The 12415-nt window shown below is 69.2% G+C and carries 11 protein-coding genes and 2 pseudogenes; 6 read left to right on the top strand and 7 right to left on the bottom strand.

Going from position 1 to position 12415, the window contains the following annotated elements; genetic code table 11:
* Positions 1-219 precede the first annotated feature (219 nt).
* From ACLJWH_RS10415 to ACLJWH_RS10405, 3 genes are read left to right on the top strand one after another with little or no spacing between them, the layout of a single operon-like run.
* Positions 220-1302: an ATP-binding cassette domain-containing protein gene (locus ACLJWH_RS10415; protein ID WP_411141311.1), complete on the top strand. Its 1083-nt coding sequence runs from the start codon at positions 220-222 to the stop codon at positions 1300-1302.
* Entirely contained in the window at positions 1299-1499 is a 201-nt protein-coding gene (locus ACLJWH_RS10410) for a hypothetical protein (protein ID WP_411141310.1), read from the top strand. The genes ACLJWH_RS10415 and ACLJWH_RS10410 overlap by 4 nt, the downstream gene beginning before the upstream one ends.
* Positions 1496-2308 (top strand): ABC transporter permease, encoded by an 813-nt coding sequence (locus tag ACLJWH_RS10405; RefSeq protein ID WP_411141309.1) that lies wholly within the window; start codon positions 1496-1498, stop codon positions 2306-2308. The genes ACLJWH_RS10410 and ACLJWH_RS10405 overlap by 4 nt, the downstream gene beginning before the upstream one ends.
* 90 nt (positions 2309-2398) lie before the next feature.
* On the opposite strand, the gene greA is transcribed toward ACLJWH_RS10405, so the two are convergent.
* Positions 2399-2896, bottom strand: a complete 498-nt coding sequence (gene greA, locus ACLJWH_RS10400) for a transcription elongation factor GreA (protein WP_411141308.1) — start codon at positions 2894-2896, stop codon at positions 2399-2401.
* A 240-nt stretch (positions 2897-3136) separates the two neighbouring features.
* Positions 3137-3547 carry a DUF4307 domain-containing protein gene (locus ACLJWH_RS10395; protein WP_411141307.1) on the bottom strand — a complete coding sequence of 137 codons (411 nt, stop codon included), beginning with the start codon at positions 3545-3547 and terminating at the stop codon, positions 3137-3139.
* Between the two features lie 130 nt (positions 3548-3677).
* Here ACLJWH_RS10395 and mca point away from each other — a divergent pair, with 130 nt between their 5' ends.
* Together mca and ACLJWH_RS10385 are read left to right on the top strand one after the other, a co-directional pair.
* A complete protein-coding gene (gene mca / locus ACLJWH_RS10390; RefSeq protein WP_411141306.1) occupies positions 3678-4550 on the top strand; it encodes a mycothiol conjugate amidase Mca in 873 nt (290 codons plus the stop codon).
* A 4-nt stretch (positions 4551-4554) separates the two neighbouring features.
* Positions 4555-4812 (top strand): hypothetical protein, encoded by a 258-nt coding sequence (locus ACLJWH_RS10385; RefSeq protein WP_411141305.1) that lies wholly within the window; start codon positions 4555-4557, stop codon positions 4810-4812.
* Positions 4813-4915: 103 nt separating this feature from the next.
* Here the strand turns inward: ACLJWH_RS10385 and ACLJWH_RS10380 are convergent, their stop codons facing one another.
* Together ACLJWH_RS10380 and ACLJWH_RS10375 are read right to left on the bottom strand one after the other, a co-directional pair.
* Positions 4916-8194 carry a tetratricopeptide repeat protein gene (locus ACLJWH_RS10380; RefSeq protein ID WP_411141304.1) on the bottom strand — a complete coding sequence of 1093 codons (3279 nt, stop codon included), beginning with the start codon at positions 8192-8194 and terminating at the stop codon, positions 4916-4918.
* Positions 8195-8260: 66 nt separating this feature from the next.
* A complete protein-coding gene (locus ACLJWH_RS10375) occupies positions 8261-8467 on the bottom strand; it encodes a hypothetical protein (protein WP_411141303.1) in 207 nt (68 codons plus the stop codon).
* 150 nt (positions 8468-8617) lie between these two features.
* On the opposite strand from ACLJWH_RS10375, the pseudogene ACLJWH_RS10370 reads away from it, so the two are divergent.
* Positions 8618-8776 (top strand): annotated as a pseudogene (locus tag ACLJWH_RS10370) (DUF255 domain-containing protein); the annotation flags it as partial.
* A gap of 32 nt (positions 8777-8808) precedes the next feature.
* On the opposite strand, the pseudogene ACLJWH_RS10365 reads toward ACLJWH_RS10370, so the two are convergent.
* From ACLJWH_RS10365 to drmB, 3 genes and pseudogenes are all read right to left on the bottom strand, one after another.
* Positions 8809-9238 (bottom strand): annotated as a pseudogene (locus tag ACLJWH_RS10365) (DNA-binding protein).
* 191 nt (positions 9239-9429) lie between these two features.
* Positions 9430-10530 (bottom strand): hypothetical protein, encoded by a 1101-nt coding sequence (locus ACLJWH_RS10360; protein ID WP_411141301.1) that lies wholly within the window; start codon positions 10528-10530, stop codon positions 9430-9432.
* A complete protein-coding gene (gene drmB / locus ACLJWH_RS10355) occupies positions 10527-12410 on the bottom strand; it encodes a DrmB family protein (protein ID WP_411141300.1) in 1884 nt (627 codons plus the stop codon). The genes ACLJWH_RS10360 and drmB overlap by 4 nt, the downstream gene beginning before the upstream one ends.
* Positions 12411-12415: the final 5 nt, after the last annotated feature.

Genomic DNA, 12415 nt, shown 5'->3' with positions numbered 1-12415 from the left:
CCCGCGTCGCGCATCCGCCCGCGATGACGTGTACGCGGAAAATCATGACGCGACCTGTATCGCGATGTATCGCGTTTGGCGTAGCATCCCCTTCAGTCACTGCCTCCGGACCGCCGCCGCGCCATGGCGGGCCGTTGCGGATGAATGCCCATAAAGCGCACTTTGTCCGGCAAACGTAATATTCGACCTTGAGCTCACCCAAGCCATGGGAGTACCCCTATGCCAGGTGCCATTTACGCCGAAGGTCTGGTGAAGACCTTCGGCGATGTGCGGGCACTGGACGGTGTCGATCTCGACGTTCCCGAAGGAACCGTCCTCGGAATGCTCGGCCCCAACGGTGCCGGCAAAACCACCGCCGTACGCGTCCTGACGACCCTCCTCCGGCCCGACCGCGGTACGGCCGTGGTGGCCGGTATCGACGTCCTCAAGGACCCCGACGCGGTACGCAGATCGATCGGACTCTCCGGCCAATTCGCCGCCGTCGACGAGTACTTGACCGGCCGCGAGAACCTCCGGATGGTCGGCCGGCTCTACCAGATGAGCGGCCGCGACGCGAAGCGGCGGGCCGATGACCTGCTCGCGCGCTTCCACCTCGCCGACGCCGCCGACCGCCCCGCCAAGACCTACTCCGGCGGGATGCGCCGCCGCCTCGACCTCGCGGCCGCCCTGGTCGTCAGCCCGCCCGTGATGTTCATGGACGAGCCGACCACGGGCCTGGACCCGCGCAACCGCCAGCAGCTGTGGGACGTCATCCAGGAGCTCGTAGCGGGCGGTACGACCCTGCTGCTCACCACCCAGTACCTGGAGGAGGCCGACCGCCTCGCCCACGACATCTGCGTGGTCGACCACGGCCGGGTCATCGCCCGCGGCACCTCCGACCAGCTCAAGGCCCGCACCGGCGGCGAGCGCGTCGAGGTCGTGGTGCACACCCCCGAGCAGCTCGCCGCCGCCGACGAGACCCTGCGCCGCTTCGGCACGGGCGAGAGCACCGTCGAGCCGCTCCTGCGCAAGCTCACCGTCCCGGTGACCGGGGGCGCCAGACTGCTCGCCGAGATCATCCGCGAACTGGACGCCGGTGGCGTGGAGATAGACGACATCGGCCTGCGCCGCCCCACCCTGGACGATGTGTTCATCTCGCTGACCGGCCACGCCGCCGAGGCCGGCGGCGAGGGCGACGACGCGGCCGGCGGACGGAAGAGGGGCCGGCGGAGAGGCGGTGCGCCGACCGAGGTGACCGAGGCCGCCGAGCTCACCGGAGCGGCCCAGGTGGCCGCGGCGACCGGGAAGGAGGGCGCGCAGTGACCACGGTGACCGACGCGGCCCAGGTCCGCGCACCACAGCCACCCGGCCGGACGGGCCGGTCCGTACGCGACTCCCTGGTCGTCGCCCAGCGCAACCTGATCCGGATGAAGCGCATCCCGAATCGTGTTCGCCCGTCTCAGCTAGGTTTCACCTCGGGGATCCGGCGGTTCGCTGCCGGGAAGGAGCAGACGCAGTGAGCACCGTCAACGACTCTCTCGTCATTGCTCAGCGGAACCTGATTCGCATGCGCCGGATTCCCGAGGTGGTTCTGTTCGCGCTGGTCCAGCCGATCATGTTCGTGGTGCTGTTCACCTACGTCTTCGGCGGTTCCATCGCCCTCCCCGGCGCCCCGGCCGGTGGCGTCCAGCCGTACCGCGAATTCCTGATGGCCGGCGTCTTCGCGCAGACCGTCACCTTCGCCACGGCGGGAGCGGGTGCGGGCATCGCGGACGATATGCACAGGGGGCTGATCGACCGGTTCCGGTCGCTGCCCATGTCCCGTGGCGCGGTGCTCACCGGACGCACCCTCGCCGACCTGGTGCAGACCGCCCTGACCCTGGTCGTGCTGGCCGTCGTCGCCCTGCTCATCGGCTGGCGCGGCCACGAGAACATCGGCAAGGTGCTCGGCGGCTTCGGCCTGCTGCTCCTGCTCGGCTACGCCTTCTCCTGGATCGGCGCGCTGATCGGCCTCTCCGTCCGCACGCCCGAGGCGGCCACTTCGGGCGGACTGCTCTGGCTCTTCCCGATGACCTTCGTCTCGAACGCCTTCGTGCCGGTCACCGGCATGCCGTCGTTCCTCCAGCACATCGCGGAGTGGAACCCCTTCAGCGCGACGGTGCAGGCCGCCAGGCAGCTGTTCGGCAACACCATCGAGGGGGTGCCGGCATCGGTGACCGGTGCCTGGCCGATGGAACACCCGGTGCTGGCCTCGGCACTCTGGTCCCTGCTGATCATCACGGTCTTCCGGACCCTGGCGGTACGCAAATACCGCTCGGCCACGGCCTGAGCACGGCACGCGGAGCGGCGGCCCGCATACGCGCGACGGCCCGGAGCACTGGGCTCCGGGCCGCCACGACGGCTGGGTGACGCCGCGGCCTCAGGCCACGTACGGCTGGGCGTCGAGGACCTGCACGGTGGCCCTCTTGCCGTTCGGGAGCTCGTACTCCGCGTGGGCGCCGATCTTCTTGCCGTTCACGCCCGTGCCCAGCGGCGACTGCGGGGAGTAGGTCTCGATGTCCGAGCTCGCGTACTCCCGCGAAGCCAGCAGGAAGGACAGGGTGTCGTCCGGGTCTCCGTCGAACGCGATGGTGACGACCATGCCGGGGGCCACGACACCGGTGGCGGCAGGGGCCTCGCCGACCTTCGCGCTCTGCAACAGCTGGGTGAGCTGACGCACGCGAAGCTCCTGCTTGCCCTGCTCCTCCTTGGCCGCGTGGTACCCGGCGTTCTCCTTCAGGTCACCTTCCTCGCGGGCCGCCGCGATCTTTTCGGTGATCTCGGCGCGTGCGGGACCAGACAGGTACTCCAGCTCGGCCTTGAGCTGGTCGTACGCCTCCTGGGTCAGCCAGGTGACGTTGTCGCTGGTCTGGGTCACAGGTGCTCCTCGTCGGTGCTGGGAATACATCAAACGCCCTACCCGGAAAGGCTGCGCCTTCACAGGTGGGCGAAACCACGAGCCTAACAATTCCGGCACAAAACGGGGAAGAGGAATTTCACAGGGAACGCACAGGGGCGCATCGTCGCAGCTCAGCGGCGACCGCCTCGCGAGCCGCCGGTTCCCGCCCGACGGGCCTGCCGGAGGTGGGCGCAGCCGTGGTGCGGGTGCGCCGGCCGGTCAGTTGCCGCCGGAGGACGAACAGCCGACCAGGACGGCGTTGGTCGCCCGCTTCGTCGTCCGGATGGTGGTCTCGGTGTCCACCTGCTCCGTGCGCTGGTCGATGGTGACGTCCTTGCGGCCCACCTCGGAGCCGTCCCTGGCCTGTGAACGGAGCGTGCAGACGCCGCGGTCGTCCTTGCCCTTGATCACTTCAAGGTGCACCGTGACGGCGCTGTCGGAGACCGCCTCCCACGTGATCACCCGGCCGCTGAGTTCCTGCTTGGCGATGTACGAGGCGCCGGCCCAGCCGACCACGCCGAGCAGCGCGACGCCGAGCACCGAACCGATGATCTTGAGCTTGCGGTCCGCGCGCTCATCGGCGGAGCGGCCGTAACGTCCGTCCGGGAGCCCTTCGCGCACCGCGGTCATGATCATTCCTCCTGGTACGGGAAGCGGGACCGCACCGGTCTTGGGGGGTCCGCTCCCCAGGGAATACAGCGTCCCCCGCTTCGGTCACTATAGGAGGCATCTTCTCCAGCCATTCACTGAGGATCGAGTCTTGACTGAGCAGCTGCGATTGATGGCGGTCCACGCCCACCCCGACGACGAGTCGAGCAAGGGTGCGGCCACCATGGCCAAGTACGTGTCCGAGGGGGTGGACGTGCTGGTAGCCACCTGCACTGGCGGTGAGCGAGGTTCCATCCTCAACCCCAAACTCCAGGGCGACCCGTACATCGAGGAGAACATCCACGAGGTACGGAAGCGGGAGATGGACGAGGCCCGGGACATCCTGGGCGTCAAGCAGGAGTGGCTGGGCTTCGTCGACTCCGGACTGCCCGAGGGCGATCCGCTGCCGCCGCTGCCCGAGGGCTGCTTCGCGTTGCAGTCCGTCGAGGAAGCCGCCGCCCCGTTGGTGAAGCTGATCCGGGAGTTCAAGCCGCAGGTCATCACGACCTACGACGAGAACGGCGGTTATCCGCACCCCGACCACATCATGACCCACAAGATCACGATGGTGGCCTTCGAGGCGGCCGGCGACCCGACGCGGTACCCGGAGGCCGGCGAGCCCTGGCAGCCCCAGAAGCTCTACTACAACCAGGGCTTCAACCGCGCGCGCACCCTCGCGCTGCACGAGGCGCTGCTGGCGCGCGGCCTGGACTCGCCGTACGGCGAGTGGCTGGCGCGCTGGAAGGATTTCGAGCCGCGCGAGCGCACCCTGACCACCTATGTCCCGTGCGCCGACTTCTTCGAGATCCGCGACAAGGCCCTGATCGCGCACGCCACCCAGATCGACCCCGACGGCGGGTGGTTCCGGGTGCCGATGGACATCCAGCGGGAGGTCTGGCCGACCGAGGAGTACGAGCTGGCGAAGTCGCTCGTGGACACATCCCTCCCCGAGGACGACCTCTTCGCGGGCATCCGCAACAATTGAGCCCATGATGAGCGCGACCAGCACCCTCGCCATGACGCACTTCGTCACCCTTGCCGACACCTTCGACAAGGACAAAGTGACACCCGGCGTCCTCGGCTTCATCGTCTTCGCGATCATCGGCGGCGCCGTGTGGCTGCTGATGAAGTCCATGAACAAGCAGATGAGGAAGGTGGACTTCGAGGAGACGCCCGAGGACGGTGAGGCGGTCACCGCCGCCACCGCCCCCAGGACCTCGAAGGCCCCGAAGCCGAAGACCAGCTGAGGCCGGGGCGACCGACGGGAACGCGCGAGGCCGCCCCGACGACCTCGCGCTCCCGCGCGGACAGCGGCTCGGCATGACGCCGAGCCGCCCTGTCCGCGACCCGTCACCCGGCCCCGGTCGGCGCCACCGGCACCCCCATCACCTCGCGCGAGTGCCGGTTCGGAACCATGCCGAGCTGCCATGCCTGCCAGCCGGTCTCCGGTTCCACACCGCGGTCCAGGAGCAGCGCGAACGTCTCCGCGCAGTCCTCCAGCTTCGCATCGCGGGCGGGGTGACCGTCCCGGACCAGCTGGGCCAGCTCCTCCTGCGCGACGGCCGTACCCACCACCGAACCGCCGGGTGAGGCGAACGGCAGCAGCGTGCAGCGCAGGAAACGCGCCCAGTCCTCGCCGCGCCGGTCGCCGTAGCCGGCGAACAGCCGCGCCGCCTCGTCGGCCAGCTCCAGCGCCTGCGCCGCCCGCCCGTTGCCCGCGTCGATGATCACCAGCTCCAGGCACGACCACGCCTCGCCGTGCGCCACCTTGATCCGCTGGAAGTCCTTGCGGGCGTCCTGGAGCAGCTGCCGGGCGAAGCCGCTGTTCCGCAGCGAACCGGTCTGCGCCGCCCGCAGATCGCGGGTCACCCGCCCCGAATGGTGCCGGGCGCACGCCAGACCGTAGCCGTCCTGCATCCGGCTGAACATCGTCCGCGACCGCTCCAGCTGGCGCAGCGCCGCATCGTGCTCGCCGCGCTCCTCCAGCGCCTGGCCGAGGTAGTACATCGTCCACGCCTCACCGCGGGCGTCCTCGTGCTGGTGGTGCAGCGGCAGCGCCTGCCGCAACTGGTCGACGGCGGGCCCCGGATCACCGTCCACCAGGCGGGCGCGCGCCAGCTGCGTCATCGCCCAGGCTTCGCCGCGCTCGTCGTGCGTACGGCCGTAGAGCTCCAGCGCCGACTGGAGCGCGTCCTGCGCCCGGGACACCTCGCCCATCCGCAGATACACCTGGCCGAGCTGGAAGTGCGCCCACGCCTGGCCGTGCACACTCTCGCTCTCCTCGTGCAGCTCCAGCGACTCGCGCAGCAGCTCCAGCGCCTCGGCGAGGCCCGCCCGGTCCCGCTCCACGGCGGCCAGCGCGTGCAGCGTCCAGGCCCGGTCGCCGTGCACCTCGGGCGCGGTCTGCATGTCCAGCGCCTCACGCAGCTTCGCCGCGGCCTCCGTCAGATGGCCCTGCTGCTGGAGCGTGATGCCCAGATCGCGCAGCGCTCGGGCGGCGCCCACCGGATGCTGCGCCTCGAAGTACAGATCGACCACCGACGACAGCGTGGTACGCGCCGTGTCCAGCTCGCCGAGCTGGCGGGCGGCGACACCCGTACGCCACTGCACCGAGCGGACCAGCATCCCCTGGCCGACGGCCCGGGTCAGCTCGTTCAGCTCGCCCAGCCGGTAGAGATCGCCGCGCAGCAGGCAGTAGTCGGCCAGCGCGCCCAGCAGATGCGAGACCGCCTCCTGGTCGACACCCTGATCGGCGTGGCGCAGCGCGGCCGTGATGAAACTGGTCTCGTCGTCCAGCCACTGGAGGGCGGCGTCCAGCGAGGTGAAGCCGTGCGAACCGAAACGGTCGGCGCGGGTGGAGGTGCGCCCGTCGACCAGGCGGATCACCGAGTCGGCGAGTTCCGCGTAGCCGCGGATCAGCCGCTCCTGGGCCGCGCCGCGCTCCGCCGGCTCCTCCTCGTCCATCAGCCGGGCATGCGCGAAACGGTGCACCAGGGCATGCAGGCGGTACCGCTCGCCGCGGACGTTCTCGACCAGCCCCGCCGCGGTCAGCGTCGTCAGCTGCCGCTCCGCCTCCTGGTCCGGGACGCCCAGCAGCGCCGCCGCGGCCGCCGCCCCCAGGCTGGCCCGGCCCACCAGCGCCAGCCGGCGCAACAGCCGCCGGGCCGTCTCCGACTGGTCGGAGTAGCGCAGCCACAGGGCCCGCTCCACCGGCGCCACCGGGCCGTACGCGGCCAGATCGGCGGCGAGCGCGGCGGGCGAGCGCGACCCCAGCGAGGAACCGGCCACCCGCAGCGCCAGCGGCAGCCCGGCGCACAGCTCGGAGATCTCGTCGACGGCCCGGGAGTCGTACGGACCCGTCGCGCCCGTCGGCTCGTCCGCCGCGGCCGTCGCCCGCAGCAACTCCTCGGTGCCCGCCGCGTCCAGCGCGCCGACCGGCAGCTGATGCACCCACGCCTGAAGGTCCGCGGGCAGCTCCAGCGGTTCCCGGGAGGTGACCAGCACCAGACTGTCGGAACGGTCCGGGACCAGCGCCCGCACCTGCTCGGGATCCGAGGCGTCGTCCAGCAGGACCGTCACCGCGAGGCCCGTCAGATGCTGCTGATACAGCTCCGACAGCCGTTTGACGTGCTGCTCCTGGGAGGGCCGCTCGCGGAACAGCAACTGCTCGCGTGGTGCGCCCAGCCGGTTGAGCAGATGCAGCAGCGCCTCCCGGGTGGGCAGCGGCACCTCACCGGGGGTGTCACCGTGCAGATCCACCACACACGCACCGCGGAACTGATCACGCAGCTGGTGCGTCGCCCGCACCGCGAGCGTGGTGCGCCCCGAGCCCGGCGCGCCGTGCAGCACCACGACCGTGGGCTTCGTCTCCGTGCTCGCGCGGGCCGCCTGCACCCACTGGGCGATCTGTGTCAGCTGCGCCCGTCGGCCCGCGAACGGCCCTTCCGCGCGCGGCAGATGGGAGAACGAATGATCCAGCAGGGACCGCTGCCGGGCCGCCGCGCTACGGTCCGTACCGCGCAGCTGCGGTCCCCGGCCGCTCTTCGAGGCGGCCGGTTTGGCCGGCGTGCCGCTGCGGCGGGTCGCCGCCGTCAGCATCCGCTGCTGGTCCAGGAACGGCCGGATGCCGCGCACCTCCAGCGCCGTCAGCCACTGCAAACGCAGCTGCTCCGGGCCGCCCGGCTGGCCCCGCATCCCCGCCTGCCGGTGGGCCGCGGGCCAGTGACCGGCGGTCAGCTTCACGACCGTGGCCGCGCCGCCCGCCACCGCCGCGGCGACGCCCACGGCCAGCGCCGGACCCCCGCCCGCACCGTTCGCGAGGTCCGTGCCGAAGGCCGCCACCGCCGCCACGGCCGTCGCCACCGCCGGGGTGCCCAGCTCCTTGCGGGACAGCCGCTCGGTCAGCGGGCGCTGCCCGGCGGCCGTCTCGTCCAGCGCCCGGACATACGCGGTGTACTCCTCGGCCGCCGTGCCCGCCAGGTCCGGCAGCGCCGCCCGCGCTCTGCCGAGCAGCGTGCCCCGGTCGAGCCGGCCGTCCGAACGCCGCACCTCTTCCTCGACGGCCCGCGTCAACAGCCCTTCCGCTTCGGTCCGGTGACTGTCGCGCAGCTCAGCCAGTGAGCCCGGCATGCGTATCCCCCTTCAGCAGTTCCAGCACATCCAGCACATTCCGTAGATCCAGCATGGTTGGCAGGTTCAGCACGTTCGGTAGATTCGGTAGATCCAGTGGGTCTTGTCGGTCCGGTCGGTCCAGCAGTCCGGTAGATCGAGCAGGTCCAGCAGGTCCAGCAGGTCCAGCAGGTCCAGCAGGTCCAGCAGTTCAGTAGGTCCGGTGCGTCCGGCGGCGCCGGAGGTACCGGGCGGTGGTGCGCACGGTGCGGGCCGACACGCTCGGGCCCGCACCGTCGCGCTCCCGCACCCGTACCCGCTCCGGCGGTGATCGCCGCCGTACGACAGTGTTCCGCTTCCGCGCGAATTCCGGCAGGGCTGTGGATAACTCCCCTTCACTCCCGGCTCCCCGCTCCCCGCCGTCCGCCGGGAGAGGACGGCCCCATACCGAACCGCCTGGCTCATGAGACTTCCCCGTATCTGCGCCAGCACGCCGGCAACCCGGTCGATTGGTGACCGTGCTCCACCGCGGCGTTCGAAGAAGCCCGGCGGCGCGGCGTACCGGTGCTGCTCAGCGTGGGGTACGGCGCTTGCCACGGGTGCCGGTGAACTCGCAAACCAGTAGTCCACGGCTCTCACATCTCTCTGATGATCACGCGGCTTCCGCAGAGCTTCGACCAGTCGTCACGGTCGAAGGTCAGGACAACGACGGGGCCGGCGCGTGGAGCGCGAGTGCGGCGACGAGAGTGTCGATGACGTACTCGTGTCCGTGTAGCCCGCCTGCGTCCCGAAGCAGCGCTACCGCAATCAGAGAGTCCTCCTGGCTGACCGGTTCTACCTGTAGCCGGAAGATTACCCAGTTCAACCGGGCCGGACCGGCCTTCCCCTACGCTGCTTCGACGATGGTCAGCACGGACACGGACACGGACACGGACACGGACACGGACACGGACACGGGTACGGGAACGCCGACCTGCCGGGAGGCCTCGATGCGAGCCGCCATCCTCGGTCATTGCGCAGGAGCAGGGCGAGTGCCTCGGGCGGGCGGGGCGCTCCTTCACGCAGCGCCCTGTTCGATGTCTCGGGCGTTCGCAATCCGCGGTCACCCGGGCAAGATGTGCTTCCCCCGATCGCTTACGCCGGAAGGTGAGCTGTGCCTCCGCAGCCAGCAGCCCGGCGTCGACCAGGTCCGAAACCCGTACCCGTCCCTCGATCGGATAGGCGGCCCGCCCGGGAGATTCCTCCTTGCCGCCCGATCAACCTCCGTGTCGGGCCAACAGGGAATCCGGAACGGTCGACAGGATCGCGGGTTCCTGGAGGCCGCGATGGGCCAGGTGGAGATCCTCGCGGGCACGGGTACAGAGCACCAGGAAGCGCAGGCGGGCGTCGATGCTGGTCGGGTCCTCCGCGTAGGCGTCCAGATCCGGCACGAAGACGCTGTCGAACTCCAGTCCCTTCATGCTGGCCGTGCTCACGATCTTGATGGGGCGTGCCGAGAAGTCGATGGTGTGCCGGTGGCGATCGTTGTGGACATAGGCCTGGGTCTGATCCGCCAGTCCCACGTGGGTGAGCCTGCTCTGGATGTCCCGTACCAGGAAGGTCGACCTGCAGATGATTCCGATGGTCCAGCCCCGATGAGCGTTGAAGTACTGGGAGACCCCGGTGACGAGATGGTCAAGGGAGGGAATCCTCATGACGACAGGAGTGCGGCCGATGCGCGCCGGCAACGGGATCTCCTCGCGGGTTTCGATGCGGAACTCGGCCGCCAGCATCGCGATCTCTCGACTGTTCCTGTGGTTTTCCGGCAGTACGAGTGGTTCGGCCTCCGCGGCGAGTGTTCGCCGTATCTCGGACAACGTGCTCTGTTCGTCACCGATGCGCTGGTTCTCGTCCGCGAACACTGTGACATCGACGCCGAGGACATGGCACAACTGGTAGAAGCCGAGAGGGAGGTTCTGCCCCTCGTCGATCACCAGATGAGTGGTCGTTCCCACGTTCCGGAGTATGCAGTCGCGCTGCATCGTGATCCAGTCATAGCTCCGCTCATACAGGTCGGCCCGCGGGGGGATGGCTTGGAAGTGTGCGCGCCAGAAGTCCCTGGTCCACTGTTCACAGGTGGTGATGCCGACCGCCTCGGTGAGATCCGGGGCCAGCTGTGCGAGGTACTGATGCAGCAGGTTGAACCGCGTGACGAGGACGACGTCGCGCCCGGCAGTTGCCAGGGCCCAGGCACGATAGACGGCTGTCACGGTCTTTCCCCCGCCGGGCGAGCCCGTGACGACGTGACATCCGTGGAACGGCAGGTCGATGACTTTCTGTTGCTCGATTCCGAGCTCCAGCAGGGAGGGGATCCTCATGAAAGACCCACGGTCTCGACCGACTCCTCCAGCGCGGCGCGGAGGGTCTCCTGGAAGAAGCCCGGAACCTCGTTGTCGCCGATCAGCAGCGTCCTGTCGAGGATGGAGTTGTCGATCTCGCAACAGGTCTCGGGGAGCAGAGTGCAGGCATGGCAGGCGGCGCGGTTGAGGTTGGCCAAGGAACGACCGGTCGAATCGGCGCACAGAGGGTCCTGTGAACACCATTGCGCCGATTCGAGCAGGCGGATCAAGGTCTCGGCGAGGTAGGGGGACTGGCCCTGGCGGACGAGTCCGCCCAGTGTTCCTTCGGCGTCCCCGGCGGCCGTGTAGACGAACACACCGGCCTGTGGCGGATGCCCGCTGCCCGGTGAATGGCTCCTGGCGTAGACGCGTTCCCGGAGTGAGGCCGCGTTGTACCCGCTGTCGTAGGAGAGCTGCCGGATGAAGTGGTGGGCCAGGGTGTGCAGCATCACGAATCGCGGGAGAAGCGCCGGGCCCGACTTGGTCCTCAACCGGTCGGCCTTGAAGGAGGCGTTCAGATCGCGTTCGATCCGGCGCGTCCAGTCACGAACCGACGGAAGGCTTTCCCAGGAGCTCAGACGATCTTCGTCCACGGCGATGAAGATTCCCTCGCCGTAGGTTTCCACGGCGGGCAGCCACTTGGCCCGGCGCGCCGTGTTGACCGATATCAGACGGCCGCCCTCGCCCTCGTCGCCCGGAGTGGGCTCGTAACGCGAGAATCCCTCCAGTGCTCGGACTTCGCGTACTCGATCCGCCACGACCACGGTGGAGATTGCCGTGGCCAGTTCCCGCATCGAGCGCGGGGCGGTGTGGTCGATGCCGAGAAGGGTTCGGCGCACGGAGAACGTTTTCGAACCGGCGACGGATTCCGGGGCGGAAAGAGCTGCCCATTCGGCGATGCTGAGGTCGTCGTCCGGGCTTGTCGACGGCTTCGAGGCGGCCTCGTCGGCTGTGCGGCGCCACACCGATTCCACGAACTCCACCGAAACATCGCACTGTACGGCGATGATCTTTTTGAACTCGCCGGCGAGGGGGCCATCAGGAGCGCTGGTGAAGTCCGGCCAGAGCTTGTTGTCGACGACCGTCTGGATGAGCTCGTCGCCTTCCGGCAGGCCCGCGGGCGCGGGGATGTCGATCGCCGAGTGCGTGACCGGGAAGTACACATTGGACGCGCCGCGCTGAACCGCCTGCGGTGTTTCCTCGCAGGCATCAGCTTCATCGTCCTCGTATTGCCAGGGATGAGTGCCGGGGCATTGCTTCTGCAACTGCTTGAGGATGTTCTTCTGACTGATCCCGGCCAGACTGCGGTCGGCCCGACAGGCGTCGCAGACGACCCGCAGGGCTTCGAGGCCGGACGATTCGGGGGTGGCGACGAACCGGAGTCGACGGACCTGGCACTGGCGTTGATCACGGTTCTCGCTCTGCGAATGCGCCCACCGGCGCCAGTCGATGTCGGCCATGTGGCCCGCCCGACACACCTGGATGAAACGCATCGGGGCCAGCTGCGGCCTACCGGGGCAGCGCTCGCACGTGGGGTTCCTGTCCTTTGCCTCGAGCTCCGTGCGCCAGATTTTCATCTCCCTGCACTGGGGACAGAACAGCCATTTGGGGAACCGTACGTACGAAGGTCCGCTCCGGGAGGCGTAGGCGGCCTTTCCGGAAGGAATGACGGGGGCCGAGCGGAAATCCTCGACTCGGAGCTTTGCTGCGAGTCGAGGCGAGTCCACTCGTTCGGCAGTCCTGGCCCAGCTGCGAATATCGGCGGCCACGAATGATTCGCCGCGGAGGTCGATGATCCCGCCGACCCCGAAAGGAACAATGGTCTGCGTCCTGCGGACCTTACGGCGAATATCCTTCATACTGT

This window comes from Streptomyces sp. x-80 (assembly GCF_046549095.1).
Classification (GTDB): domain Bacteria; phylum Actinomycetota; class Actinomycetes; order Streptomycetales; family Streptomycetaceae; genus Streptomyces; species Streptomyces celluloflavus.
Note: the sequence above shows the minus strand (reverse complement) of the source record. Positions and strands in the feature narration are given on the sequence as shown.